General features: G+C 70.2%; 24 protein-coding genes and 1 tRNA gene. 15 read left to right on the top strand and 10 right to left on the bottom strand.

Annotation, left to right across the window (positions count from 1 at the left end; translation table 11 throughout):
- The first annotated feature begins 95 nt into the window (after positions 1 to 95).
- On the top strand, positions 96 to 302 hold the full coding sequence (rpsU, locus tag J3P31_RS15345; protein WP_037282216.1) for a 30S ribosomal protein S21: 207 nt from the start codon (positions 96 to 98) through the stop codon (positions 300 to 302).
- Positions 303 to 421: 119 nt separating this feature from the next.
- Positions 422 to 1,012 (top strand): histidine phosphatase family protein, encoded by a 591-nt coding sequence (locus J3P31_RS15340; protein ID WP_368373089.1) that lies wholly within the window; start codon positions 422 to 424, stop codon positions 1,010 to 1,012.
- On the opposite strand, the gene J3P31_RS15335 is transcribed toward J3P31_RS15340, so the two are convergent.
- Positions 1,009 to 1,662 (bottom strand): HAD family hydrolase, encoded by a 654-nt coding sequence (locus J3P31_RS15335; RefSeq protein WP_210529365.1) that lies wholly within the window; start codon positions 1,660 to 1,662, stop codon positions 1,009 to 1,011. The two genes, J3P31_RS15340 and J3P31_RS15335, sit on opposite strands and share 4 nt — an antisense overlap.
- 59 nt (positions 1,663 to 1,721) lie before the next feature.
- Positions 1,722 to 3,596, bottom strand: a complete 1,875-nt coding sequence (locus J3P31_RS15330) for a bifunctional 2',3'-cyclic-nucleotide 2'-phosphodiesterase/3'-nucleotidase (RefSeq protein ID WP_246849573.1) — start codon at positions 3,594 to 3,596, stop codon at positions 1,722 to 1,724.
- Between the two features lie 110 nt (positions 3,597 to 3,706).
- Here J3P31_RS15330 and nudC point away from each other — a divergent pair, with 110 nt between their 5' ends.
- Positions 3,707 to 4,606: an NAD(+) diphosphatase gene (gene nudC / locus J3P31_RS15325; protein ID WP_210529363.1), complete on the top strand. Its 900-nt coding sequence runs from the start codon at positions 3,707 to 3,709 to the stop codon at positions 4,604 to 4,606.
- Between the two features lie 30 nt (positions 4,607 to 4,636).
- On the opposite strand, the gene J3P31_RS15320 is transcribed toward nudC, so the two are convergent.
- Entirely contained in the window at positions 4,637 to 5,473 is an 837-nt protein-coding gene (locus tag J3P31_RS15320; RefSeq protein WP_210529362.1) for a prephenate dehydratase, read from the bottom strand.
- 140 nt (positions 5,474 to 5,613) lie between these two features.
- Here J3P31_RS15320 and J3P31_RS15315 point away from each other — a divergent pair, with 140 nt between their 5' ends.
- The 5 genes from J3P31_RS15315 (at position 5,614) to J3P31_RS15295 (ending at position 12,187) form a co-directional block, all read left to right on the top strand.
- Positions 5,614 to 6,159, top strand: a complete 546-nt coding sequence (locus J3P31_RS15315; protein WP_210529361.1) for a c-type cytochrome — start codon at positions 5,614 to 5,616, stop codon at positions 6,157 to 6,159.
- Between the two features lie 153 nt (positions 6,160 to 6,312).
- Positions 6,313 to 8,259, top strand: a complete 1,947-nt coding sequence (locus J3P31_RS15310) for an extracellular solute-binding protein (protein ID WP_210529360.1) — start codon at positions 6,313 to 6,315, stop codon at positions 8,257 to 8,259.
- A gap of 9 nt (positions 8,260 to 8,268) precedes the next feature.
- Entirely contained in the window at positions 8,269 to 9,357 is a 1,089-nt protein-coding gene (locus J3P31_RS15305) for a microcin C ABC transporter permease YejB (RefSeq protein WP_210529359.1), read from the top strand.
- Positions 9,354 to 10,583: an ABC transporter permease gene (locus J3P31_RS15300; protein ID WP_246849559.1), complete on the top strand. Its 1,230-nt coding sequence runs from the start codon at positions 9,354 to 9,356 to the stop codon at positions 10,581 to 10,583. Before J3P31_RS15305 ends, J3P31_RS15300 begins: the two co-directional genes overlap by 4 nt.
- Positions 10,580 to 12,187: an ABC transporter ATP-binding protein gene (locus tag J3P31_RS15295; protein WP_210529358.1), complete on the top strand. Its 1,608-nt coding sequence runs from the start codon at positions 10,580 to 10,582 to the stop codon at positions 12,185 to 12,187. Before J3P31_RS15300 ends, J3P31_RS15295 begins: the two co-directional genes overlap by 4 nt.
- Before the next feature lie 52 nt (positions 12,188 to 12,239).
- Here the strand turns inward: J3P31_RS15295 and J3P31_RS15290 are convergent, their stop codons facing one another.
- Both J3P31_RS15290 and J3P31_RS15285 read right to left on the bottom strand, forming a co-directional pair.
- Entirely contained in the window at positions 12,240 to 13,637 is a 1,398-nt protein-coding gene (locus tag J3P31_RS15290; protein WP_210529357.1) for a D-alanyl-D-alanine carboxypeptidase family protein, read from the bottom strand.
- A gap of 242 nt (positions 13,638 to 13,879) precedes the next feature.
- Positions 13,880 to 14,578 carry an HAD family hydrolase gene (locus tag J3P31_RS15285; protein WP_210529356.1) on the bottom strand — a complete coding sequence of 233 codons (699 nt, stop codon included), beginning with the start codon at positions 14,576 to 14,578 and terminating at the stop codon, positions 13,880 to 13,882.
- 92 nt (positions 14,579 to 14,670) lie between these two features.
- On the opposite strand from J3P31_RS15285, the gene clpS reads away from it, so the two are divergent.
- Positions 14,671 to 15,015, top strand: coding sequence for an ATP-dependent Clp protease adapter ClpS (gene clpS / locus J3P31_RS15280; RefSeq protein WP_438270304.1), 345 nt, complete (start codon positions 14,671 to 14,673; stop codon positions 15,013 to 15,015).
- A 21-nt stretch (positions 15,016 to 15,036) separates the two neighbouring features.
- Complete coding sequence (locus J3P31_RS15275) at positions 15,037 to 16,059, top strand: class I SAM-dependent methyltransferase (RefSeq protein ID WP_210529355.1); 1,023 nt, start codon at positions 15,037 to 15,039, stop codon at positions 16,057 to 16,059.
- Here the strand turns inward: J3P31_RS15275 and J3P31_RS15270 are convergent.
- Positions 16,047 to 16,439 carry a hypothetical protein gene (locus J3P31_RS15270; RefSeq protein WP_210529354.1) on the bottom strand — a complete coding sequence of 131 codons (393 nt, stop codon included), beginning with the start codon at positions 16,437 to 16,439 and terminating at the stop codon, positions 16,047 to 16,049. The genes J3P31_RS15275 and J3P31_RS15270 overlap by 13 nt on opposite strands.
- 88 nt (positions 16,440 to 16,527) lie before the next feature.
- Between J3P31_RS15270 and hemF the strand changes: the two genes are divergently transcribed.
- Together hemF and J3P31_RS15260 are read left to right on the top strand one after the other, a co-directional pair.
- Positions 16,528 to 17,418: an oxygen-dependent coproporphyrinogen oxidase gene (hemF, locus tag J3P31_RS15265; RefSeq protein WP_246849560.1), complete on the top strand. Its 891-nt coding sequence runs from the start codon at positions 16,528 to 16,530 to the stop codon at positions 17,416 to 17,418.
- A gap of 100 nt (positions 17,419 to 17,518) precedes the next feature.
- Positions 17,519 to 18,121 carry a LysE family translocator gene (locus J3P31_RS15260; protein WP_210529353.1) on the top strand — a complete coding sequence of 201 codons (603 nt, stop codon included), beginning with the start codon at positions 17,519 to 17,521 and terminating at the stop codon, positions 18,119 to 18,121.
- On the opposite strand, the gene hemE is transcribed toward J3P31_RS15260, so the two are convergent.
- Positions 18,118 to 19,155, bottom strand: coding sequence for a uroporphyrinogen decarboxylase (gene hemE / locus J3P31_RS15255; RefSeq protein WP_210529352.1), 1,038 nt, complete (start codon positions 19,153 to 19,155; stop codon positions 18,118 to 18,120). The genes J3P31_RS15260 and hemE overlap by 4 nt on opposite strands.
- 89 nt (positions 19,156 to 19,244) lie before the next feature.
- On the opposite strand from hemE, the gene hemC reads away from it, so the two are divergent.
- Complete coding sequence (gene hemC, locus J3P31_RS15250; protein ID WP_210529351.1) at positions 19,245 to 20,171, top strand: hydroxymethylbilane synthase; 927 nt, start codon at positions 19,245 to 19,247, stop codon at positions 20,169 to 20,171.
- Here hemC and J3P31_RS15245 read toward each other — a convergent pair.
- Together J3P31_RS15245 and J3P31_RS15240 are read right to left on the bottom strand one after the other, a co-directional pair.
- Complete coding sequence (locus J3P31_RS15245) at positions 20,119 to 21,363, bottom strand: MFS transporter (RefSeq protein ID WP_210529350.1); 1,245 nt, start codon at positions 21,361 to 21,363, stop codon at positions 20,119 to 20,121. The two genes, hemC and J3P31_RS15245, sit on opposite strands and share 53 nt — an antisense overlap.
- Positions 21,363 to 22,775 carry an FAD-binding oxidoreductase gene (locus tag J3P31_RS15240; RefSeq protein ID WP_210529349.1) on the bottom strand — a complete coding sequence of 471 codons (1,413 nt, stop codon included), beginning with the start codon at positions 22,773 to 22,775 and terminating at the stop codon, positions 21,363 to 21,365. Before J3P31_RS15240 ends, J3P31_RS15245 begins: the two co-directional genes overlap by 1 nt.
- A 116-nt stretch (positions 22,776 to 22,891) precedes the next feature.
- On the opposite strand from J3P31_RS15240, the gene J3P31_RS15235 reads away from it, so the two are divergent.
- Positions 22,892 to 22,968: transfer RNA gene (locus J3P31_RS15235), tRNA-Met, on the top strand.
- A gap of 563 nt (positions 22,969 to 23,531) precedes the next feature.
- Here the strand turns inward: J3P31_RS15235 and J3P31_RS15230 are convergent.
- Positions 23,532 to 25,388, bottom strand: a complete 1,857-nt coding sequence (locus tag J3P31_RS15230) for a winged helix-turn-helix domain-containing protein (RefSeq protein WP_210529348.1) — start codon at positions 25,386 to 25,388, stop codon at positions 23,532 to 23,534.
- A 138-nt stretch (positions 25,389 to 25,526) separates the two neighbouring features.
- Here J3P31_RS15230 and J3P31_RS15225 point away from each other — a divergent pair, with 138 nt between their 5' ends.
- Entirely contained in the window at positions 25,527 to 25,724 is a 198-nt protein-coding gene (locus tag J3P31_RS15225) for a YjiS-like domain-containing protein (RefSeq protein WP_210529347.1), read from the top strand.
- Positions 25,725 to 25,792: the final 68 nt, after the last annotated feature.

The following is a 25,792-nucleotide window of genomic DNA, read 5'->3' as shown; positions in this document are numbered from 1 at the left end:
GGCGGCGGCGCTGGACAGGCCGCTTCCCTCTTGCTATAGGCCGGACCTCCTGCATTGCCATGCGAAACTCAAACCCGGAAAGGTGGTGACAACCGATGCAGGTTTCCGTCCGCGATAACAACGTCGACCAAGCGCTCCGTGCGCTCAAGAAGAAGTTGCAGCGCGAGGGCGTGTTCCGCGAAATGAAGCTCAAGCAGCATTTCGAGAAGCCCTCCGAAAAGAAGGCGCGCGAGAAGGCCGAGGCGATTCGTCGCCAGCGCAAGCTCGCCCGCAAGAAGCTTCAGCGTGAAGGGCTCCTCTGAGCCCCTTGCGCGTCGCCTGACGAGCGATTCAACCCCCGTGAGCCCTGCGCTCCGGGGGTTTTCGTTTGTCCGGACGGCAGACGATCCGTGAAACGCCTGCGGCAGGGCCGTCCGGGCCCGTGGGGGCTGACATCCATCTCTACCTGACGCATCCCCAGGTGCGGATCGATCCCGCCCGGCCGGTTCCCCTCTGGAGCCTGTCCGATGTCGGACGCGCGCGCATGGGCCGCCTTTGCGCCGAGCCCTGGGTCCGCCGCGTCCGGCGCATCCTGTCCAGCGAGGAAACAAAGGCCCGCGAGGCCGCCGCCCTCCTGGGCGAGGCTCTGGGCCTCGTGGTCGAGGTTCGCCCCGGGCTCCACGAGAACGACCGGAGCGCGACCGGCTATCTGCCGCCGGAGGCCTTCGAGGCCGTCGCGGACCAGTTCTTCGCCGATCCCGACCGGTCGGTGCGCGGCTGGGAGACGGCCCGCGCCGCCCAGGCGCGAATCCTCGGGGCGGTGCGGGCGGCGGTCGCCCAGGCTCCGGACCGTCCCGCCCTGTTCGTGGGTCATGGCGCCGTGGGGACGCTGCTCAAATGCGCGCTGGCCGGCCGTCCCATCGCCCGGCGCGAGGATCAGCCCCCCGGGGGCGGGCACCACATCGGGTTCGCCCTGGGCCCCGCCACGCTGATCCATGACTGGCGGCCGATGGAACAGCCGCCGGAGGCCTAGCCGTCGAGGAGGCCCGCCGCCGTCGCGCCCTCGAGAAGCGTCGCCGCGACGTGGTGGGCATGGGCGCCCTTGGTCGGGTGGAGGTCGGGCACCTGCACCACCGTCAGCCCGGCCGCATGGGCGGAGCGGGCGCCCGTCTCGCTGTCCTCGAAGGCCAGGCAGCGGGAGGGCGGGACGCCCAGCCGCTCGGCGGCAAGGAGATACGGGTCCGGCGCGGGCTTGGGCGCGGCCACGTCGTCAAAGGTCACGAGCGTGCGGAAGTGCCGCCCCAGGTCGGCCGCCGCGACCTTCTCCTCGGCGGGGCCGCGCCGCGACGAGGTGGCGAGCGCCACGGGCACCCCGGCCGCGCCAAGGCGCTCGAGCAGCTCGACCGCGCCGGGCTTGATCGGGATGCCCTGCGCGAACCGTTCGGAGCAGAGGCGGTCCCATTCGGCCAGGAAGGCCCCCAACTCGACGGTGGAGCCCACATGCTCCTCGATCATCCGGGCGCGCGTGCGGTCGTCGATCCCGGCCAGGCTTTCGAAGAAGGCCTGGGAGACGGGGAAGCCGAGGTTCGCGCAGGCCTCGACTCCGGCAAGGTTGCACAGGTGTTCGGTATCGATCAGGGTGCCGTCGAGATCGAAGACGACGGCGTCAAAGCGGGGGGACATCGGGCCTCCGGAGGGCGGACGGCGGTGGTGATACCGGCCCTGTCCCCCGCTGTCGAGGGTCAGAGGTGCAGGCGATACCGGTGGAAGCCGGGCTCGCCGGGGCCGATGGGCTCGATGGCCCTGTCCTGGGCCGCTTCGATGTGACGGGCCGCGCCGGGCCCGCTGTCGAACCAGGCGGCGGTGCCGGGCAGGGGGGCGAAGCGCCAGCGCGGCCGCGGCTGGGGCGCGAGCGACACCGTTCGCAGGTGGGCCAGCACGATGTCGCGCATGAGGATGGCGCTGCGCAGCACGACGCGCGCGCCCTCGACCGCGCCGAAGCCGCCCCCGGCGCCCAGGCGGTAGCTGTTGGTCGCCAGGAGGAAGCGGTCGCTGTCGGCGACGGGCCGCCCGTCGTGCCGCAGGTCCCGGACGCGCGAGGCGCTGCGGTCCAGGATGCGCCCCTCGGCGTCGGTGCGGGGCGGCTGGCTGGCATCGACCGCCCAGGAGGCCCCGTCGATCACGTCGAAGTTGTAGGACGGAAAGGCGGGGTCGAGCAGCGGCTGGTCCATCACCCCGGGGCGCAGGGTGCTGAACTGGGACAGGCTGCGCTCCAGCCAGTCGCGGACCTGCGCGCCCGTGACCTCGATGAGGCAGAGCGTGTTGGGGTGGATGTAAAGGTCCGCCGCCTGCCGGAGCGCCAGGGGGCCGGCAGGGATGTCGATGTAGTTCGTCGGGCCGCCCCGCCCGCCCGACTTGAAGGGCGCCACCGCGCACAGGATCGGCAGGTCGGCTTCGGGCCGGCCGCGGAGGAGCCGCCGGGCCTCGGACCGCTTGGCGTCGGCCACCACGTCGAGGGTGGCGTCCGCGGCCACCAGCGAGAAGTAGCTCTGGAGCGGGACCTCGGAGGCGCCGACCGGCCATTGCGCAAAGGCGTGAAGGATCCGGTGCGCCTCGGCGGAGGAGGCGGCCACCCCGTCGTCGGGCGGCGTCTCGGGCGGGACGGGGACGAGGCGGACGGCATGGCGGCCGATGCGCCAGCCGTCCGCGTCCCGGGTCAGATCGAGGTCCATGACGCCGACATGGCTGCCGAAGAAGCCGGGCTGGACGGCGGGCCGGCCATGCAGCGTGCCCGCGATGGGGTCGACGCCCTCCGAGCGGGGCCAGCCCCGGTCCGGGAAGGTGCGATGGGTATGCCCCACCACCAGGGCGTCGAGGCCGGGCAGGGCGGCCACGGGCAGGGCGGCGTTCTCCATCCCGGGCTCGGGGATGGCGCAGCCGATGCCGGAATGGCAGAGCGCCACGACCAGGTCGGCTCCGGCGGCGCGCAGCCGCGGGATCTCGTCGCGCGCGGCGTCGAGGATGTCGCGGGTCGCCATGCCTCCGCCCATCACGAGGGCGTTCCAGGCCGCGACCTGGGGCGGCGTGAGGCCCAGGACCCCGACCGTGATGTCGTGCCACGTCCCGTCCGATCCCGGAACCCTGCGCGCGATCAGGGTGGAGGGCTGGGCGAGGGGAAGCCCGTCGGCGGGCTTCAGGTTGGCGGACAGGACCGGAAACCCGGCCTCCGCCAGGGCCGCCCGCAGAAAGGCCAGGCCGTGGTCGAACTCGTGGTTGCCCAGGGCTGCCGCATCGTAGCCCAGGACGTTCATGGCCATGACCATGGGATGCGCCGGGCGCCGCCCCTCGGCCGCATCGGGGGCGAGGACCTTGAACCGCGCCGCGAGCAGGTCGGACAGGAGCCCGCCGGTCAGGAAGTCGCCGTTGTCGAGCAGGAGGCAGGCGCCCTCCGGCATCTCGGCCCGGAGCTGCCGGATCAGCCGCGCCGCCTGGGCGAGACCGGTGGCGGGCCTTGGCCGATCGGCATAGTAGTCATAGGGCAGCAAGTGGGCATGGAGATCCGTGGTGGCCAGCAGGCGCAGCCGTGCCGTGACAGGACCGCCGGTCCCCGGCCGCATCTCCTTCACAGTCCCACGACTCCTGTTCTGGCGCAAAGCGCAATCTTTGGTTGAATCCTGCGGGACGCGCCCTTTTTCAAGGCGCAATTGTGAAAAGAACGAGCAGAGACATGGAAACAGCGGAACTTGTGACCTTTGGCGGATCGGGGCTTGACCGGGCGGCGGAGCTGCGCGGCGACGAGGCGGCCCTTGGCCCGCTGGCGGCGCGGCCCGGGGCGCGGCTCGTGCTCCTGCGCGGGGGTGAGCCCCTCATCGAAGGCCCGGAGGAGGCGCCCCGCCTGACACGGCTGCCCCTGTCCGGCGCGCCCAAGGCGGGGGCTGCGCCGGTGTTCCTGGGCCGCGAGGGCGAGGAGGGGATCTGGGCGGCGGCGGCCCCCGAGGGGATGGAGCCGGAGCAGGGCACCTGGACCGAGCTGAGGTCCGTCATGGCGCGCCTGTCGCCGCGCGACGCCGAGCTGGCGGCGACGGCCAAGGCGGTGCTGGGCTGGCACCGGAGCCACGGCTTCTGCGCGGCCTGCGGGGCGGCGAGCGGGATCACCCAGTCCGGCTGGCGCCGGGACTGCCCCGCCTGCGGGACGCAGCATTTCCCGCGGACCGACCCGGTGGTCATCATGCTGATCACGCGCGGCAACGACCTGCTCCTGGGCCGGTCGCCCGGCTGGCCCGAAGGAATGCACTCGCTCCTCGCGGGCTTCATCGAGCCCGGAGAGACGGTCGAGGCCGCCGTCCGCCGCGAGGTCTGGGAGGAGGCCGGCGTGCGCGTGGGGCGGGTCGGCTACCTCGCCAGCCAGCCCTGGCCCTTTCCGGCCTCGCTGATGCTGGGGTGCCGGGGCGAGGCGCTGTCCCACGAGATCTCGGTCGATCCGAAGGAGCTGGAATCCGCGCTCTGGGTCTCGCGGGAGCGGCTGGCGCGCGCCTTCATGGGGCAGGACGAAGCGATCCGGGCGCCGCGCCACGGCTCGATCGCGGCGTTCCTGATGCAGGGGTGGCTGGCCGACCGGCTCGACTGACCGGGGTCAGCGCCCGTGTCAGCGCCCGGGTCAGCCCTCGTGGCGCAGCCGCGCGGCCGGAAAGACCCCCATCAGGTGCAGCCGGTCCGAGAAGTAGTGGAGCTCCTCGAGGGCGCGGGCGACGGGGGCGTCCTCGGGGTGCCCCTCGACCTCGGCGTAGAACTGGGTCGCGGAGAAGCGGCCCTCGACCATGTAGGATTCGAGCTTGGTCATGTTCACGCCGTTGGTCGCGAAGCCCCCCAGCGCCTTGTAGAGCGCGGCGGGGATGTTGCGGACGCGGAACACGAAGCTCGTCATCATGCCAAGGTCGCCACGCCGCGACTGGTCCGCCTCGCGCGACATGATGAGGAAGCGGGTGGTGTTGCCCTCGTGGTCCTCCACCCCGGAGGCCAGGATGTCGAGCCCGTAGACCCGGGCCGCGATCTCGGGGGCGAGCGAGCCCTCGGACGGGTCGCCCAGGCGGGCCACCTCGCGCGCGCCGGCGGCGTTGTCGGACCAGGCCAGGGTCTGGAGCCCGTGGGCGCGGACGAAGCCGCGGGCCTGGCCCAGCAGGATCGCCATGCCGCGCACGCGGCGAAGATCCTCGATCCGGGCGCCCTTCACGCCCAGCACGCTGATGCGCACGCGCAGGAAGGCCTCGTCGACGATGTGGAGCCCGCTCTCGGGGAGGAGCTGGTGCACGTCGGCCACACGTCCGTAGGTCGAGTTCTCGATCGCGATCATGCCCAGGTCGGCCGCGCCCGAGCGCACGGCCTCGAGCGCATCCTCGAAGGTGGGGCAGGGAAGGGGGTCGAAATCGGGGCGAGCCTCCAGGCAGGCCTGGTGGCCATAGGCGCCCACCTCGCCCTGGAATGCGATGCGCGGCATGGAAACCCCTTTCGGTGACGGGCGGTGCAGCGCGGTCATGCCGCACCCCTCCTGCGTGTCCCACGGCGCCTACACCTTGCGGAGCCCCGGCGGAAGCGGATACATGGCGCGCGACACGGCACCCTGGGACGGAACGCGACATGTTCGACACGATGACCCTCACCAAGATCGTCGGAGGCTTCTGCGGGACCTTCCTCGTCTTCCTGCTCGGGGGCTGGGCGGCCGAAGCGATCTACAGCGGGGGCGAAGGGGGCCATGGCGAAGGCGAGGAACAGGCCTACGTGATCCCCGTCGAGGACGCGACCGGGGGCGCCGCCGCCGAAGAGGGACCCACGCCCGAGGAACTGACCGCCCAGTTCCAGGAAGCGTTCGCCGCCGCCGATCCGGCCGCCGGCGAAGGCGAGTTCCGCCCCTGCTCCGCCTGCCACAGCCTCGCCCAGGGCGAGAACCGCACCGGCCCGTCGCTGTATGGCGTCGTGGACCGTCCGGTCGACTCGATCGAAGGCTTCGACTATTCGGGCGCCATCGAGAAGGTGAACGACGTCTGGACGCCCGAGCACCTGAACCTGTTCATCACCAACCCCAAGCAGTACGCCCCGGGCACCAAGATGAACTTCAACGGCATCCGCGACGTGCAGGACCGCGCCAACCTGATCGCCTACCTGGCGACGAACCCCGGCGGCTGATCCGTTCCCCCGACCGGCAGAGACATGGGCCGTGCCCCCGCAAAGGGCGCGGCCTTTTCGCGTCCGGCTCACGGAACCTCACGCAATCTCGGCTTGAATCCCGGAGGGACGGGCCGATAGTTGGCTTCGACCAAGGCCGACAGGAGGCTCAGAATGCCCGGACCCCGCCGCCGCGCCACGGCGCTCGCGCTCGCGCCCGCCCTCGATATGCGATGGGCCGGCCTTGGCGCCCTGGCGCTGGCGGCCACGCTTGCGGCCTGGCCCGCGCTCTCGCAGGACGTCGCGGGGGACGTGACGGCTGCGGCCGGCGTGGAGGCGCAGGGCGTCACCGTGTCCCACGGCTACTCGACCTTCGGCGACCTCAAGTATCCCGCCGACTTCCAGCATCTCGACTACGTCAATCCCGAGGCGCCCAAGGGCGGCGAGATCTCGATCTGGGCGCAGGGCACCTTCGACACCTTCAACCCCTATTCCCGGGAGGGTCGGGCCGCCGCGCTGTCGAACATCGGCTACGAGAGCCTGCTCACCGGGACCGCCGACGAGGTGAGCTCGCTCTACTGCCTGCTCTGCGAGACGCTGGAATACCCCGAGGACCGCTCCTGGATCACCTTCCACATGCGGCCCGAGGCGCATTTCTCGGACGGAACGCCGATCACGGCCGAGGACGTGGTGTTTTCGCACAACCTGCTGGTCGAGCAGGGGCTCCCGTCCTACGCCGCGATCGCCAAGACGCTGATCGCCAAGGTCGAGGCGCTCGACGAGCACACGGTGAAATGGACCCTCGCCGAAGGGGCCGAGCCGCGCGACGCCTTCAGCCTGGCCGGGGGGACGCCCGTCTGGTCCAAGGCGTGGTTCGACAAGACCGGGTCGCGGCTCGACAAGACGAGCTACGACATCAGCCCCGGGTCGGGCCCCTATGTCCTAGACAGCTATGACGTGAACCGCCGCGTCGTGTACCGGCGCGACCCCAACTACTGGGGCCAGGATCTGCCCATCAACGTGGGCCGCTACAACTTCGACCGCATCCGGGTCGAGTACTTCGCCGACACCGACGTGGCCTTCGAGGCGTTCAAGGCGGGCGAATACACCTTCCGTCAGGAGAACAGCTCGCTCGTCTGGGCGACGCGCTACGACTTTCCGTCGCTGTCGAAGGGCTGGGTCCTCAAGGAGGAGTTGCCCAACGGCAACCTGCCCCCGGCGGTGGGCGTCGTGTTCAACCTGCGCGACGCCAAGTTCCAGGACCTTCGGGTCCGGCAGGCCCTGGCCCTGATGTTCAACTTCGCCTGGACCAACGAAACGCTGCAATACGGCCTCTTCCAGCAGCGCGAGAGCTTCTGGCAGAACAGCGAGCTGCAGGCCCGGGGCGTCCCCGAGGGCAAGGAGCTGGACTACCTCCAATCGGTGGCCGACCTCGTGGACCCCGCCATCCTGACCGAGCCGGTGACCGTGCCGCACGAATCCTCGGCCGAAAGCCAGTTCGACCGCGGCAACCTGCGGCAGGCGCTGCGCCTCATGGAGGAGGCGGGCTGGACGCCCGACGACACCGGCCACCTCGTGAAGGACGGGCAGCGCTTCTCGCTGGAGATCATGCTCAACGCCCCCTCGCTCGAGCGGGTGCTGACGCCCTATGCCGACAACCTCCGGCGCCTGCTGGGCGACGGCACGGTCAGCATCGAGGTGGTGGACCCCGCCCAGTACACGGACCGGGAGCGGAACTTCGACTGGGAGATGATCTACGACGGCTACGACAACTCGCTCGAGGAAAGCCTGGGACTCCAGCAGCGCTACGGCTCGCAGGGGGTGGGCGACGTGTTCAACCCGGCCGGCTACTCCAGCCCGGCGGTGGACAAGCTGATCGGAGAGGTCGTGGCGGCGCAAAGCTACGACGACATGGCGGCCGCCGTGCGCGCCATCGACCGGATCATCCGGCGCGAGATGATCGTCGTGCCGACCTGGTACAACCCGAACTACTGGGTCGCCTATTACGACATGTACCGGCACCCGGACCCGCTGCCGCCATATGCGCTGGGCAGCCTCGACTTCTGGTGGTTCGACGCCGACAAGGCGGCCGAGCTCCGGTCCGCCGGCGCGTTCAAGTAGGCCGGGACCTTGGGCGCCTACATCCTCCGCCGGCTTCTCCTGGTGATTCCGACCCTGCTCGGGATCATGATCATCAACTTCGTGCTGGTGCAGTTCGTGCCCGGCGGCCCCATCGAGCAGATCATCGCCGACATCGAGGGACGCGGCGACGTGTTCCAGACCATCGCCGGCGGGGGAGGGGACGCCGGCGGCGCGACCGAGGCGCAGGCGATGGACACGCGCTATGTGGGCGCCCGCGGCCTCCCGCCCGAGTTCATCGCCCAGCTCGAGAAGGAGTTCGGCTTCGACAAGCCGCCGCTCGAGCGGTTCCTGCTGATGATGTGGAACTACGCGCGGTTCGACTTTGGCGAATCGTGGTTCCGGTCCGAATCCGTCGTGGACCTCGTGCTCGAGAAGATGCCGGTGTCGATCACGCTGGGGCTCTGGTCCACGCTGATCGCCTACCTGGTGTCCATCCCGCTGGGCATACGGAAGGCGGTCAGGGACGGGTCGAGCTTCGACACCTGGACCTCGGGCGCGATCATCGTGGGCTACGCGATCCCGGGCTTCCTGTTCGCGATCCTGCTCATCGTGCTCTTTGCGGGCGGCAGCTACTGGCGCGTCTTCCCCCTGCGGGGGCTCACCTCCGACAACTGGGAGGACCTGAGCCTCGTGGGCAAGGTGCTGGACTACTTCTGGCACATCGCGCTGCCGGTGATCGCCTCGACCATCTCGGCCTTCGCGACGCTCACGCTGCTGACGAAGAACAGCTTCCTCGAGGAAATCAAGAAGCAGTACGTGATGACCGCCCGCGCCAAGGGCCTCACCGAGCGGCAGGTCCTCTACGGCCATGTCTTCCGCAACGCCATGCTGATCGTGATCGCCGGGTTCCCGGGGCTCTTCATCGGCGTGTTCTTCGGCGGGTCGCTCATCATTGAGACCCTGTTCTCGCTGGACGGGCTCGGGCGGCTCGGCTTCGAGGCGGCCGTGGCGCGGGATTACCCGATCGTGTTCGGCACGCTCTTCGCCTTCTCGCTCATGGGCCTCATCATCGGGATCATCTCGGACATCACCTATGTCCTCGTGGATCCCCGCATCGACTTCGAAAGCCGCGGATGACCGACGCCCGCACCCAACCCCCCGCCATCCCCGAGCCCATGCCGGGCGCCGTCCCGGCCCCGGTCGAGCCGCTGCGCGAGCCCCTGGACGCCCCGGTCCCGGTGCGGGCCGGGCGCCGGCCCTGGCTGTCGCCCCTGAACCAGCGGCGCTGGCGCAACTTCCGCCGCAACGGCCGGGCGTTCTGGTCGCTCGTGATCTTCTCGGTCCTGTTCGTGGCCTCCCTCTTCGCCGAGTTCATCGCCAACGACCGGCCCATCCTGGTCAGCTATCGGGGCGAGCTGCGGATGCCGATCTTCTCGTTCTACTCCGAGCGGGCCTTCGGCGGCGACTTCCCCTCCGAGGCGGCCTATACCGATCCCGAGGTGAAATGCCTGATCGAGACGGGGGGACTCGTCGATTGCTTCGATGATCCCGACGGGCTGATCGCGGCGGCCAAGGCCGGCACCATCGACGATCCGGAGTTCCAGAAGGGCTGGATGCTCTGGCCGCTGATCCCCTACAGCTACGACACCATCGTGGACGTGCGGGGCGTGGCCCCCTCGCCCCCCGACCGGCACAACTGGCTGGGGACGGACGATACCAAGCGCGACGTCCTGGCCCGGGTCATCTACGGCTTCCGCCTGTCGGTCGTCTTTGCCCTGATCGTGACGGCCGCGTCCTCCGTGGTCGGGATCCTGGCGGGGGCGCTGCAGGGCTACTTCGGCGGCTGGGTGGACCTGATCTTCCAGCGCATCATCGAGATCTGGTCGGGCACGCCCTCGCTTTATGTCATCATCATCGTCTTCGCGATCCTGGGGCGAAGTTTCTGGCTCCTTGTGGGGCTGACGATCCTATTCGGCTGGCCGGCGCTGGTCGGCGTGGTCCGGGCCGAGTTCCTGCGGGCGCGGAACTTCGAATATGTGCGGGCGGCCCGCGCCCTGGGCGTGTCGAACGGCACCATCATGCTCCGCCACCTCCTGCCCAACGCCATGGTGGCGACGGTGACGATGCTGCCCTTCCTCGTGACGGGGGCGATCGGCACCCTCGCGGGGCTCGACTTCCTGGGCTATGGCCTGCCGTCCTCGGCGCCGTCGCTGGGCGAGCTGTCGCTCCAGGCCAAGCAGAACCTCCAGGCGCCCTGGCTCGGCTTCACGGCCTTCTTCACCTTCGCCATCATGCTGGCGCTGCTCGTCTTCATCTTCGAAGGCGTGCGTGACGCCTTCGACCCCAGAAAGACCTTCCGGTGAGCGAACCTGTCCTGACGGTCACCGACCTCCATGTCCACTTCGCCCAGGACGGCGGGCAGGTCCATGCCGTCAGGGGCGTGAGCTTTGCCGTCGAGCGGGGCGAGACCGTCGCGCTGGTGGGCGAATCGGGGTCGGGCAAGTCCGTCACCGCCCTGTCGACCGTCCAGCTCCTGGGCGACAACGCCAGGGTGACCGGCTCGATCCGCTACGAGGGCCGCGAGATGGTCGGCGCCTCCGAACGCGACCTGCGCCGCGTTCGTGGCAACGACATCAGCTTCATCTTCCAGGAGCCGATGACCTCGCTCAACCCGCTGCACACGATCGAGCGGCAACTGCGTGAATCCATCGAGCTCCATCAGGGCCTGCGGGGCGAGGCGGTGCAGGCGCGCATCATCGACCTGCTGACCCGGGTGGGCATCCGCGACCCCGAGACGCGGCTCGGGGCCTATCCGCATCAGCTTTCGGGCGGGCAGCGGCAGCGGGTGATGATCGCCATGGCCCTGGCGAACGGGCCGGAGCTGCTGATCGCCGACGAGCCGACGACCGCGCTCGACGTGACGATCCAGGCGCAGATCCTCGACCTCCTGGCCGATCTCAAGCGGGACGAGGGGCTCTCGATGCTCTTCATCACCCATGACCTCGGCATCGTCCGCAAGATCGCGGACCGGGTCTGCGTCATGCAGGGCGGCCTGATCGTGGAGCAGGGGCCGGCGGCGCAGATCTTCGCGAACCCGCAGCATCCCTACACCCGCAAGCTCCTCGCGGCCGAGCAGACGGGCCTGCCCGCGCCGGTGCCCCCGACCGCCCAGCTGGTGGCCGAGACCCGGAACCTGCGGGTCTGGTTCCCGATCCAGCGCGGCCTGCTCCGCCGCACGGTCGGCCATGTGAAGGCCGTGAATGACGCGACGCTGCAGGTCCGCGCGGGCGAGACTCTGGGAGTGGTGGGGGAGTCCGGCTCGGGCAAGACGACGCTCGCCCTTGCGATCATGCGGCTGCTGCCCAAGACCGATGGGCGGATCGTGTTCATGGGGCGCGACATCGGCGACCTGGCCCAGCGCGAGATGCGGCCCCTTCGCCGCGAGATGCAGGTGGTGTTCCAGGATCCCTTCGGATCCCTGAGCCCCCGGATGACGGTGGGCGAGATCATCGCCGAGGGTCTGGGCGTGCATGGCGTGGAGCCCGGGCGGGACCGCCGCTCCATGGTGGCCGAGGTGATGGCCGAGGTGGGCCTCGATCCGGCGACGATGGACCGCTACCCGCACGAGTTCTCGGGCGGGCAGCGGCAGCGGATCGCCATCGCCCGGGCGCTGGTGCTGAAGCCGCGGCTGATGGTCCTGGATGAGCCGACGAGCGCGCTCGACATGACGGTGCAGGTGCAGATCGTGCAGTTGCTGCGGGGGCTGCAGCAGAAGCACGGGCTGGCCTTCCTGTTCATCAGCCACGACCTCAAGGTGATCCGGGCGATGGCGCACCGGGTCATGGTGATGAAGGACGGGGACGTGGTCGAGGCCGGGCCGGCGGCGGAGGTCTTCGGGAGTCCAAGGACCGCCTACACCCGGACCCTCATGGCGGCGGCGTTCCCGGCGGCCGCGGCGGCGGAATAGGAAAGGGGGCCCGAAGGCCCCCCTGTCAGCCCGACCAACCGGCCGGACCGGGTCATTCGTCGGTGCCGACCATGAAGCAGGTGGTGCCGCGGGCCTGGAGACGCCGGCAGGCCAGGTCCGCCTCGTCCCGGGTCAGGCCCATGACGTTGGCGTCGAACCCGCCCGACCGTTGGATTACCCGGCGGAGCCCGCCGTTCAGGGTCGTGGATTCGGACAGCGCCACCGTGATCAGCGCCCGTTCCGCCGAATCGCGGGACGGAAAGCTGCCCAGGTTGATCCCCCAGAGCGAGCCCCCGGAGGTCGAGAGCCGGGTCACGACCTCGGGTTCGGGCTCGACCAGGGGTGCGGAGCCGGGCGCGATGGCGGTTGCGGTCATGATGATCTCGGTCGGCGCCTCCTTGGCGGGGGCGGCCAGGGCGGCGGTCAGCGCATCCTCGATCTCCTTGGCCGGGACGGCGGCGGCGAAGGTCACGACCGTGGAGCCGGGACGGGGCTGCGGCCGGAGCGAGGTCTCGATGGGGCCGCTGACCCGGGCGGGCGCGTCCGACGGCGGCGCGTCGATGTTGGCGGCCACCTGCGTCGTTGCCGCGTCCTGCGGCCGAGCCACGGGCGGGTTGGTCATCACCACCTGCGCATGGGCGGGCGCATGGGCGAAGCCCAGGTCCAGCAGCTTGGAGACGCGGGCGTTGCGGTCGGCCGTCGAGGTCCCGCCGAACACGGTCGCGATGATCCGGACGTCGCCGCGCTGGGCCGAGGCCACGAGGTTGTAGCCCGCCGCGTTGGTGAAGCCGGTCTTGATGCCGTCAGCCCCTTCGTAGGCGTCGAGGAAGCGGCGGTTCGTGTTGCTCACCTGCGCCATGCCCGCATCGGCGGTCCGACGCGAGAACAGGTTGTAGTACTGGGGGAAGTCATAGATCAGGTGCCGCCCCAGGATGCTCATGTCGCGGGCCGAGGAGTAGTGCCCGTCGGCCGTCAGCCCGTTCGGGTTGATGAAGTGGGTGTGGGTCATGCCCATCGCCTGCGCCATCGCGTTCATGCGGGCGGCGAACCCTTCCTTGGAGCCGCCGAGCGCATAGCCGATGGCCATCGCGGCATCGTTGGCCGACTTCACGGCGGCGGCCCGCAGCAGGTAGCGGAGCTTGATCTCCTGGCCGGTGCGGAGGCCGAGGCGGGACGGAGGCTCGTCGGCCGCATCCGCAGGAATGCGCACGACGGTGTCGAGGGAGATTTCGCCCTGCTGGATCGCCTGGAAGGCCAGGTAGAGCGTCATCATCTTGGTCAGCGACGCCGGCGCGAGCGGCGTCTCGGCGTTCTCTTCGTAGAAGATCTGGCCGGTGCGCGCGTCCATGACGAACGCCGCATAGGGCACGGCCCGTGCCGCAGCCGCGCTCAGAACGCTCGTGAGGATGATGACCGCCAGCCAGGCTGACCGCCCGATACGACTGCCCATGACACTGCCCCTTTTCAGCCCCGGGGGACGGATGCATGCCCGTCCGCCTCTTGTGTTCGTGAAGGATAGCATGGGCCTTTGCGGGCAGAAAGCGTCTTGGGAGCTTGCGGCGCGATCCTTAACGGAAGGTTTCCTCTAGAATTTGCGGCCTGCCGCGCAGAGTCCCACTATAGGGAGGGGGTCCAGGGCCCTGAGCTGGATCCCTTCAAATACAAGGAAATATGGGCTGTGGCTCTGCTGCCTCAGGGCTCCACGCCCAGTTCCGCGATGAGTCCGGGAAGGGCGCCCAGCGAGGGAATCTCCCGGAACCGGGGATGGTCGTGAGGGGGCTCAGCCGCCTCGAGCGCCCAGATGGGCCCATGGGGTACATGGATGCCCCAGGCCCCGGCGGCGAGGGCGGGGATCACGTCGGACTTGAGCGAGTTGCCCACCATCATCGCGTGCCGCCCGCCATGGCGCGCGAAGATGCGGAGATAGGTCGCAGGCGTCTTGTCGCTCACGATCTCCACGGCGTCGAACAGGTCGCCCAGCCCCGACTGCGCCAGCTTCCGCTCCTGGTCCAGGAGGTCGCCCTTGGTGATGAGCACCACCTCGCCCTCGCGGGCGGCGGCCTCGACGGCCTCGCGGGCTTGGGGCAGGAGATCGATGGGATGAGCCAGCATCTCGCGGCCCATGGCCAGGATCTCGCCCAGGGTGGTGGCGGGCACGCGCCCCTGGGTGGCGTCGATCGCGGTCTCGATCATCGACAGCACGAAGCCCTTGATCCCGAAGCCATAGATGCCCAGGTTGCGCCTCTCGGCCTCGAGCAGGCGCGCACGCAGGCCCTCGCCTTCCGCATGGCTTGCGAGGAGCTCCGCAAAGCGGTCCTCGGTCACGCGGAAGAAGCGCTCATTGTGCCAAAGGGTATCGTCCGCGTCGAAACCGATGGTCCAGGAGCCCATGCGCTTGCCCTCGCGTCTTTTCTTGTGCCGCTCGTGGCCTTATATACACAGGATACGGAAATCCATCTTTGGCAGATCGGCAGCGCCCCATGATGACGGGTCAAGCTCATATCATGGCCGGCGGGCCCGGCCGGGACCAGGACGGCGGCACGGGCGTCAAGCTCGAGACGCGCACCAGGACGCAGCGGCCGCCGCTGTACAAGGTCCTGATCCTCAATGACGACTACACGCCCATGGAGTTCGTGGTCCATGTGCTCGAACGCTTTTTCGGCATGAGCCATGCGCAGGCCTTCGACCTCATGCTGACGGTCCACAAGAAGGGGCTGGCGGTCGTGGGCGTCTACTCCTACGAGATCGCGGAAACCAAGGTCGCCCTTGTGATGGACTTCGCGCAGCGCCATCAGCATCCGCTGCAATGCACCATGGAAAAGGAATAAGGGCGCCCCTCGCCCGGCCTCATGTCACGTTCAAGACTCGCCACCGCCCTCGATGAAGGGCTCGACCTGCCGTCCGACGGCCTCCTGGTCCTGCGTCCGCCCGCGGCCATGGACCTGTCCGCCCTGCCGCGCGAGGGGGTGACGATCCTCCACGGCTTCCGGCCCGACCGGGACGCCTGGGCCGGGGCGGGCTACCGAATTGCCGAGGACGTTCCCGCGGCGCAGGCCGCGCTGGTCTGCGTGCCCCGCTCCAAGGCTCTGGCACGGGCGCTGATCGCCCAGGCGGCGCGGCTCGCGCCCCTTGTGGTCGTGGACGGGCAGCGCACCGACGGCGTGGACGCGGTCTGGCGCGAGGTGCGGACGCGGCGCGACGAGGTCCAGGGGTTGACCCAGGGCCACGGCCGGCTGTTCTGGTTCGCCGGAGGCGCGGGCTTCGAGGACTGGGCGCTGGGCGCGCCCGAAAAGGGGGAGGACGGCCTCTTCAGCCAGCCCGGCGTGTTCAGCGCGGACGGGCCGGACCGGGGGTCGCTCCTCCTGGCCGAGGCGCTGCCGCCGAAGCTGCCGGCGCGGATGGCCGATTTCGGGGCCGGGGCCGGGGTGCTGACGCTGGCCGCGCTGTCGCGCGAGGGCGTCAAGTCGATCGACCTGATCGAGGCCGAGCAGCTCGCCCTCGACTGCGCGCGGCTCAACGTCAACGACCCTCGGGCGCGGTTCCTGTGGGAGGACGCGACCAAGGGCGCCCGCGGGCCGTATGACGGCATCGTCATGAACCCGCCGTTCCATACGACCCGGCAGGCCGACCCCCGGCTGGGCTCGGCCTTTCTCCAGGCGGCGGCCAGGGCGCTCACCCCCCAGGGGCAGCTCTGGGTCGTGGCGAACCGCCACCTGCCCTACGAGGCGGTGCTGGCCGAGACGTTCCGCAACGTCACCGAGATCGGCGGAACGCCCGGCTTCAAGCTCCTCCATGCGGCGCAGCCGCTCAAGGCCAAGCCGGGCGGCGTGGCCCGCGCCGTGACGCGGACCCGTCGGGCTCACTCCGGATAGGCGGCGATGCAGGCCCGGACCTGGGCCTGCTGCTCGCGCCCGAGGCGGGAGCGGCGGTCCAGGAGGCCCTCGAGCTTGGTCTGCTCCGCCCCAAGGTCGATGGCGACCGGGCGCTCCACGTTGACGACGTCGGTGTCCTGGCAGGGCACGAGGGCGTCCTCGCCGTTCTCGAACTCCACATGGCAGAAGTCGCGGTCCACCCGCACCTCCTGATCCTGCTCGATGGCGTAGCCGCGGGACAGGTTGCCCTGCGTTTCCGCGATCAGCGAGTCGATCACCCGCAACTCGCGCGAGGCGTTCGAGATGCAGCTTTCCCTCGGCGTCTGGCAGGCGGCGAGGGCGAGGACGGACAGCAGGGCGGCGGCGGGCACAGGGCGCATGGCGAACTCCATTCTTGCCCTGTCGTAACCCCGTGGAGACGCCCCGGGAAGGGTGCTAGCTCTGCTATTCGATAGCACGGAGGGGTTGATGGACCGGATGGGGATGACCGACGAGAAGGCCCGCGCCTCGGCCTGGTTCGGAGAGCTGAGGGACCGCATCGTCGCGGCTTTCGAGGGCCTGGAGAACGGTCCCGCCGCGGGGGCCGACGGCATCGCCCCCGGCCGATTCGCCTTCCGCGAGACCCGGCGCAGCGCGCCGGACGGCGGCGACGCGGGCGGCGGGCTGATGGCGACGCTCAAGGGCGGGCGGGTCTTCGAGAAGATGGGGGTCGGAGTGTCGACGGTGCACGGCATCCTCGGCCCCGAGGCGCAAAAGGCCATGGCGGCGCGCGGCGTGCCGGGCGTGGCCGAGGATCCCCGGTTCTGGGCCTCGGGGATCAGCCTCGTCGCGCATCCGCGCAACCCGCATGTCCCGGCGGTCCACCTCAACACGCGGATGTTCTGGACGCCGGGCGCATGGTGGTTCGGCGGAGGCACCGACCTCAACCCCGCGATCGAGTACGACGAGGATACCGCCGCGTTCCATCAGGTCCTCAGGGCCCATCTCGATCCCCACGGGGCGGAGGAGTATCCCCGCCAGAAGGCCTGGGCCGACGAGTACTTCTTCGTGCCGCACCGGGGACGGGCGCGGGGCGTGGGGGGCATCTTCCTCGATGACCAGTGCTCGGGCGACTGGGAGCGGGACTTCGCCATGATCCAGGACATCGGGCGGGCCTTCCTGCCGTCCTGGCTCCCCATCGCGGAGCGGCGCGTGGCGCAGCCCTGGACCGAGGCCGACAAGGACCGGCAGCTCATCCATCGGGGGCTCTATGCGGAGTTCAACCTGGTCTATGACCGCGGGACCAAGTTCGGGCTCGCCTCGGGCCACGACGCCGAGGCCGTGCTGATGAGCCTGCCGCCCCTGGCGAAGTGGGTCTGAGACGGCATCCTTCCGCGCCTTCGGACTGGAGCCAGATCAAGGCACGGCCGCCGAAGTTCCCTAGCCTGGGTCGCGAATCGGACCGGGAAAGGAGGCCGAGATGACGGGCTGGGGCGCGTACCTGCTCACCGCGCTGCTGATCGAGCTGACGCCCGGGCCGAACATGGCCTGGCTCGCCATCGTGGCGGCGGGCGAGGGGAGCCGGGTCGGCCTGGCCGCGGTCGCGGGCGTGGCGCTCGGCCTCGGGGCCGTCGGGCTTGCGGCGGCCCTGGGCCTCGCGGCGATCGTGGCGGCCTCGCCCACGCTGTATCAGCTCCTGCGCTGGGGCGGCGCGGCCTACCTGCTCTGGCTGGCCTGGGACGGCTGGCGGGGCAGCCGCGAGGAGGCGTCGCTGGTGCCGGGCCGCGCGGGGCTGCGGGCCTTCCGGCGGGGCCTGGTCACCAATCTCCTCAACCCCAAGGCCGGCATCTTCTACGTTGCCGTGCTGCCCACGTTCCTGGACCCGTCCATCTCCGTGCTGCCGCAGACCCTGGCGCATACCTTCGGCTATGTCGCCGTGGCGACGACGGTTCATGCCGCGATCGTCGCCCTGGCCGGACAGGCCAAGCGCATCCTGACCGACGCCCGGCAGGAGCGGCGGTTGCGTCGCGTCCTGTCGGCGGCCCTGGCCGGCGTGGCGCTCTGGCTGCTCTGGCGCAGCTAGGCGCCGCGCACCGTGTCGATCATCCGGTGGACGTTGTCGATGCTCGCGTCCGGGGTGATGCCGTGGCCGAGGTTGAAGATGTGCGGGCCGTGGGCAAAGGCGCGGACCACGCGGCGCGTGTCCTCGACCAGGGCGGGGCCGCCGCTGACGAGATGGGCCGAGGCGAGGTTGCCCTGCACGCAGCCGCCGGTCTGGACCTGCGCGGCCGCCCATTCCGGCGCGACCCCGTCGTCGAGGGCGATGCAGTCGGCCCCGGTGGCGGCGTGGGTGCCGGCGAAGCGTTCCCCCGCGCCGCGCGGAAAGGCGATGACGGGCAGGCCGGGATGGCGCGCCTTCAGCGCGGCGGTGATCCGGCGCGCGGGCTCCAGCGCATAGGCGTGGAAATCGTCGCCCCGGAGCGAGCCCGCCCAGGAATCGAAGATCTTGACGACCTCGGCCCCGGCCTGGACCTGGCGGGACAGGTAATCGATCGTGGCGAGGGTCAGCCGGTCCAGGATCGCATCGAACAGCGGGCGGTCTGCGGCCTTGAGCGCATGGGCCGGGCCCTGGTCGGGCGTGCCGCGCCCGGCGATCATGTAGGTCGCCACCGTCCAGGGCGCGCCCGCGAAGCCGATCAGCGTGGTTTCGGGCGGAAGCGCGCCGGACAGGATGCGCACGGTCTCGTAGACCGGGGACAGCGTGTCGTGGATGGCCTCCACGGGCTTCAGGCGGGCCAGGTCGTCCCGGGTGGTGATGGTGGACAGGCGCGGCCCCTCGCCCGCCTCGAAGGCGAGGTCGAGGCCCAGGGCCTGCGGCACCAGCAGGATGTCGGCGAACAGGATCGCCGCGTCGAAGCCGAAGCGCCGGATCGGCTGGAGCGTCACCTCGGCGGCGAGGTCCGGGTTGTAGCAGAGCGACAGGAAGTCGCCCGCCTGCTCGCGCGTGGCGCGGTACTCGGGCAGGTAGCGCCCGGCCTGCCGCATCATCCAGATGGGCGGCGTGGGCAGCGTTTCGCCGGCGAGGGCGCGCAGGATCGTCTTCTGGGGCGTGCTCATGTCTGTTCCGGTGCCCATTCGTTGACGGGAATGTCAAGTCGGCGCAGGGGACGATTGCCCCGCGCGGGCCTGCGGCCTAGAAGCGGCGCATGACCCAAGCCTCCCTTCGCATCGGCACCCGCGGCTCGCCCCTGGCGCTGGCCCAGGCCCACGAAACCCGCGATCGCCTCATGGCCGCCACGGGCCTGCCGCTGGAAGCCTTCGAGATCGTCGTGATCCGCGTCACCGGCGACGCGGTGCAGGACCGCCCGCTGAGCCAGATCGGCGGCAAGGGCCTTTTCACCAAGGAGATCGAGGAGGCGCTCCTGGCGGGGGACGTCGACATCGCGGTCCATTCGATGAAGGACATGCCGGTCCTCCAGCCCGAGGGGCTGGCGCTGGACTGCTTCCTCCCGCGGGAGGATCCGCGCGACGCCTTCGTCACCCTGGACGAACATGCGGGCCTGGCCGACCTGCCCGAGGGGGCCACGGTCGGAACCTCGTCGCTGCGCCGCCGGGCGCAGCTGCTGGCGCGGCGGCCGGACCTGACCGTGGTGGAGTTCCGGGGCAACGTGCAGACCCGGCTTTCCAAGCTGGCCCAGGGCGTGGCGCAGGCGACGTTCCTGGCCATGGCGGGGATGAACCGGCTGGGCCTGACCGAGGTGCCGGCACGCCCGATCCCGCCCGACGCCATGCTGCCCGCCATCGCCCAGGGCGCCATCGGCGTGGAGCGGCGGCGCGACGACGGGCGCGTCCACGAGATGCTCCGGCTCATTCACGACCGGGACACGGGGCTGCGCCTCGCGGCGGAGCGGGCGTTCCTCGCGGGGCTCGACGGGTCCTGCCAGACCCCCATCGCCGGCCTGGCCGAGATCGAGGGCGACCGCCTGCGGATGCGTGGCGAGATCCTGAAGCCCGACGGGAGCCGGGTGCTGTCCGACGACACCACCGGACCCCTGGAGGAAGGGGCCGAGATCGGCGGGATCATGGCGTGCCAGATGCGGCACGAGGTGGGACCGAACTTCTTCCAGGTCTGAGCCCGCCGCGGTCGAGCCGCAGGATCATGCCCATGGCGGTCAGCGTGGCGACCGCGCCCAGGAGCGAGACCGTCGCGTAGCCCTGCGCCCAGGCGCCGAAGCCGTAGATCGCCGTGGACAGCCCTTCGGCCGAGACCCGCTGGATCGCGATGAGCGAGGCCCCGGCGCCGGGCCGCGCGTGCAGGAGGTCCTGCAGGTAGGCGATCGCCAGCGTGTAGATCAGCGCTCCGCCCGCCCCGGCGGGAAGGATCAGGAGCCAAAGCCACCGCGTCCCGGCCAGGAACGGCAGGAGCGCCAGGAACAGCGCGTAGGTCGCGACCCCCGACGCGATCAGCCAGAGCCGGGGCACGTGGCGCGCCAGCATCCCCGCCAGGAGGGTGCCCGCGATCTCCACGACCACGAAGAGCCCGAAGAACAGGCCCAGATCGCCCGCCCCGCGCCCGGCGCGGGCGAAAAGAAGGCCCAGGACGATGCCCGAGATGGCGCCGCCCGCCTGCACGGCGCCCATGAGCACCGTGCGGAGCATCACCGGGCCCGAGGCGATCTCGCCCAGCGCGGCGCGGAGGCTCAGGCCGGAGCGGTCCTCCCGCCAGGGCGCACGGGAATCATGAGGCCAGTCGCGCAGGATCAGGGCCAGGAGCGCGGCCGCGACCAGGCCGATGGCCGGGTAGATGGTGATGAGCGGCACCTCGTCCCGGAAGGCCAGGCCCCAGAGCGGCAGGACGAGCGTGAAGGGCACCGCGAACAGCGCGCGCAGGACGGCCAGGATGCCGTCCCGCTCTGCGGGCGCGTAACGGCTGGACGCCAGCCGGGCCAGGGCGAAGAACTGCCCGAACAGCGTGCCTGCGACGGGCATCAGGAGGATGTGCGCCAGGACGAAGGCCAGCGGCCGGTCCGTCGCCCAGACCAGGAGCGGGCCCAGCACCCCGGCGGCGGCCGACAGGACGGCCATGGCCTTGCGCCGGGGCTGCTGGTCCGAGACGATGCCGATCCCCACCGAGGCCGTGACCGAGACCGCCATGGCCAGGAACAGGACCACCGCATATTCCGGGTCCGTCAGGCCGAAGACCCGCACGGCGATCAGCGACTGGTGGATCCCCAGGGAGGCGGAGAACGTGCCGAAGAGGAACACGCCCCCCGCCACCATCCGGAGGCTGGGGTCGCGGAGGATCAGGCCGGGGACGGCTCTCATCAGGGGGCGGGGACCGTCTTGCCGGGGTTCAGGAGGCCCTGGGGGTCGAGCGCGGCCTTGAGGCTGCGCATCACCTCAAGGGCAACGGGGTCCTTGTGGGTCCTCATGGCCGGCAGCTTGGACAGGCCGATGCCGTGCTCGGCCGAGAAGCTGCCGCCCAGGGAGACGGCCGTGTCGTCCACCAGGGCCCGGATGGTCGCGAGGTGGTCCTTGTCGCCCCGGGTCGGATAGGCGGTGTAGTGGATGTTGCCATCCCCGAGATGGGAGACCACGAAATCGGTGGCCTCGGGGTCCACCTCGGCCAGCCGCCGCCGGATCGTGCCCAGGAAATCCTCGAGCCGGTCGAGAGGCACCGCGATGTCGGTGTCCACCCAGAAGGGCTGGGTAAAGGTGATCTCGGCGGCGGATTCGCGCCGCGCCCACATCTCGCGCCGCTGCGCTTCGGACCGCGCGACGACCGCGTCCAGGACCTGTCCGCTTTCCATGTGATCCGCCAGCACCTGCTCCACCAGCCCCACCAGCGGAACGGTCCCGTCCGGTCCGGGTTCCGCGTCGCGCGCCGCGGTGGCGCCGACCTCGACCATGATGTTGTGCTCGTGCGGGTCGGCAAAGGGTTCGCGGGCGCCGGGGATGTGGGCGAGGTGGGCTTCGATGTAGCTCCTCGGCATGTACTCGAAGGCCTCGACCGCGCCCCCCGTGGCCTCGCGCAGGCGGGCGAGAAGATCGAGCGCCGCCGTGATGGATGGCACCGCGACCATCGCCGTGGCATAGGCCCTTGGCCGCGGGACGAGCTTGAGCACCGCCGCCGTGATGATGCCGAGCGTGCCTTCGCCGCCGATGAACAGGTGGCGCAGGGCATAGCCCGAGTTGTCCTTGTGCAGCTCGGTCATGAGGTCGAGCACCCGCCCGTCGGCCAGCACGACCTCGAGGCCGAGGCATTGCTCCCGCGCGGAGCCGTAGCGCAGCACGTTGGAGCCCCCGGCGTTGGTCGACAGCGCGCCTCCCACCATGGCCGAGCCGCGCGCCCCGAAGGTAAGGGGGAACAGGAGCCCCACCTCCTCGGCCGCGGCGTGGAGCCGGTCGAGGATGACCCCGGCCTCGGCCACGATGAGGCGGGGACCCGGCTTGACCGCGCGGATCCGGTTCAGGCGATCGAGCGAGAGAACGAGCCGTCCTTCGGCCTGGGTGGCTCCGGTCAGGCCGGTCCGCCCGGAGGCCGGCACCACCGGGATCCCGGCTGCATGCACCAGCTTCATGACCTGAGACACCTCGGCGGTCGAGCCGGGACGCACCACGGCCAGGGGCGTGCCCTTGTAGGCGCCGGTCCAGTCCCGCCCCCAGGGGGCCATCGCGTCCCCGGCGAGCACATTGGCGGCGCCCACGATCCGGGCGATGGGGTCGATGATGTCCATGGGGTCCTCCCGTCACGCGTCCGCCTTGATGAACGACTTCGGCAGCGCCCGGAAGGGGGGCGCATCCACTTTGGCGGTTGACGCCGCCTCTCCCAGGGCTTAAGTGCAACCCCCGTGGCGGAGTAGCTCAGTTGGTTAGAGCGGCGGAATCATAATCCGTGTGTCGGGGGTTCAAATCCCTCCTCCGCTACCACCCCAAACCTTGATTTGTAGGGAATAAAGTAGTTAGAACGCTGGCTCCATCATGCTATGGAGACTCTCGTTCACTGGTCTGGGGTACGCCCGGGCTACAGAATGCATTGGCTGTGACGCAGCGAGTGGTAGCGAACAGCCTCTCAACGAAGGCGGTGGCTCCTCGAATCGAGGGAACTCAGCTCGGCGCAGGCCTGTTAGGCTGCCGAGGCGCCCGACGCTCTGCCGCTGCGTCTCATGCCTGTCTTGCCTCGGTTCCTCCAACACTGGCGATGCATCGGCGACGGGCACTCTGAGCAGTGGAGTGGCACTGGCCTCGGGAAGGTCGACAAGGTGCTCAAGCCGCTCGCAGTCGGTCGCGTCGGTCCCATGGTCCTGTCTGAGGCCTGCCTCAGCTAGCGCGAACTCGTCGGTGGCGTGGTTGCCTTCCAGCCACGAGGCAATCTGCGCTTCAAGATGGATCCGCGGTCAAAATCACTGCACCTTCTTGGACAACATCGCGCTTCGCTTCGAGCGTTGAGGCGACCAAAGCGAGTTCAGGACTGTTCGGCCGACAACTTGGTCTTAGGCTGCCGACGAACGCACGCCTCTGCGAGACTTGTCAAACACGATCGTGCCTTCAGGCTCCCATCCTGGCAACGCGCCTTGGGCGTCCACACTGCTTTGGGCTTCCTCCATCGCGTCCAGCCGCGCCAAGAGCCGTCTCGCTCCGACCCGCTCAGCCACCATGCGCGCGGCCGCGCGCTCCATATGTGCGCGCGCGCCGTCGCCGGTCTGCTCCATCAGTTCCGCAACCCGGAGGTGCAGGCGAGCGGCATGGAACTCGTGCCGCACGCCGAGCCAAAGCTGGCGAGCCAGCTGGCACGTGGTAATCGCGGCGGCGACCTGGCCGTCGTGGACCATGAGTTCGGCCTGGGCCTCGAGGGCCATGGCCTGGATGGCGGGGATGGGCGTTGCGTCGCGGCGGCCGCCCAGCTCGGCCAGCGCCGCAGCCGCCTCCTCGACGAGACCCGCGCCGGCCGCGATTTGTGCCTTGTTGGCCAGGAGCCAGCCCCGGCGCTGGCGCGCGTGCCAGGACCCCCCCTCCAAGGAACGGTCGAGCGCGGCCAGGGCGCTCGGCACATCCCCCGCCTCCGCCACGAGCCGGGCCAGACCGGGCTCGCCGTCCCAGCCGAGACTCATGCACAGCTGGTAGTCGCCGCGGGCCGCCTCGGGCTCGCCCATCATTGCCCGGATGTCACCCCGGACCCGGTAGGCGTCACCCAGTTCCCAAGTGCCTTCCTCGATCAGCGCGGGGATGGCGATGTCGATCTCGCGCAAGGCCTCCGCCAAGCGGCCAACCGAGGCTAAGACGTCCGCGCCATGGAGGCGGCACGCGCCCGTGATCCCCGCGTAGGCCATGCTGCACCAGAACTCGAAGCCGGGGCTCCACTGCGCCGCGCGCGACCAGTCGGCGAACATGCGGCAGCTCCACAGGATTGAGCAGTAGATCACGCTGCCCGTGTGCGGGTCTATCTCGCTCGACAGCGCCGTGGCGGCGGCCAGATCCTGCCGCGCCCGCCCCGTCTCCACATCCCCCAGGGTCATGCGGTAGAAGCCCTCGTAGGCGATCGCGAGGGCGCGCATGGCGATCGAGGACGACGTCTCCGCCAGTTGCACCGCCCTTCGGATCAGGTCCAGGGCTGCATCCGGCTCCCCGTCGAACGCGGCTTGGCGCGACTTCATCCAAAGCAGGAACGCCTCGACCTCCGTTGGTCCATCCGAGCCCAAGAGCTCCTCGGCCCGGGCGATCCAAGCCCTGCTCGCCTCGGCGTGGCCCAGTTCGAAGTTGACCGTGCCAAGCCTGACGGCCGAGCGGGCCGCCTTGTAAGGTGCCCCCTGACCCAGATGACCTTCAACCGCGCGGGCATGAAGCGGCCGGGAGGCGTTGAGGCGGCCCTGGCATTCGAGGGTATAGGCCCAAAGGTCGAGGTCCTCTGGGCCGAGGCGGTTGACCTGGTCGGCCTCGGCGAAGCGAGACGAGGCTTCGGTCCAGCGGCGCGCCTCGGCTGCCTGCCGGGCGCGGTCCAAGGCCAGGGACATCCCGGCGCTCTGGGTGGGGCCGATCTCTGCCAGCGTCGCACGATCCAGCGCAAAGCGGTAGCCCAGTCGTGGGACGTTGCGCAGGGCACCCTCCAGCCCGCCGGCCTTCAGGGCCGTTCGCGCCAGGCTCACCGCCCGCTGAACCGAGGCTTCGGTAACGTGCAGGCCCGGCCAGAGCGCATCCATCAGCTCATCTTTGGGCACCACACGCCCAGCATGTCGCACGAGGTAGGCGAGGAGACTGAGCACCAATGGCTGGATGGGAAGCTCCTCGCCCTTCAGCCGCAGGCTGTGGGCCGCCTCATCCAGCTCGAAGTCTCCGAACACGAAAGCTGCCATGAGCTTCACCTGAAGGATAAGCACCTGCGGCCCTATGATACACGAACGGTAAGGTTCCGGTAAGGACGGTAAGCGCCGCGTGCAGGTATGGAGGACGGGCCATGCGGCACGCGTGGTGTTTTGACCAGAGCTGATACCATGAGCATTATCCTCTCTACCCCCGCCCAGCCCCGAACCTATGGGACTTGGGCCCGCATTGGCCGGATCTCCCGAGCGCTCAGGGCTCACGAGGATCGCGTCCATCTCCATGCGTTGTCCGACCATATGCTGAACGACATGGGGTTCCTGCGCGATCAGATCGACGACGTCCTGCGCGGCGTTGTCCGCCGCCCGTAAGGCCGGCCGCGACCCGCCTCGGACTACCCAGCCAACCACGCCCGGCGGCCTCGCTCGGCTGCCGCAGC

The organism is Rubellimicrobium arenae (genome assembly GCF_017916275.1).
GTDB classification, from domain to species: Bacteria; Pseudomonadota; Alphaproteobacteria; order Rhodobacterales; family Rhodobacteraceae; genus Rubellimicrobium; species Rubellimicrobium arenae.
The sequence above is the reverse complement of the archived record's forward strand: the minus strand, read 5'-3'. Positions and strand labels throughout refer to the sequence as shown.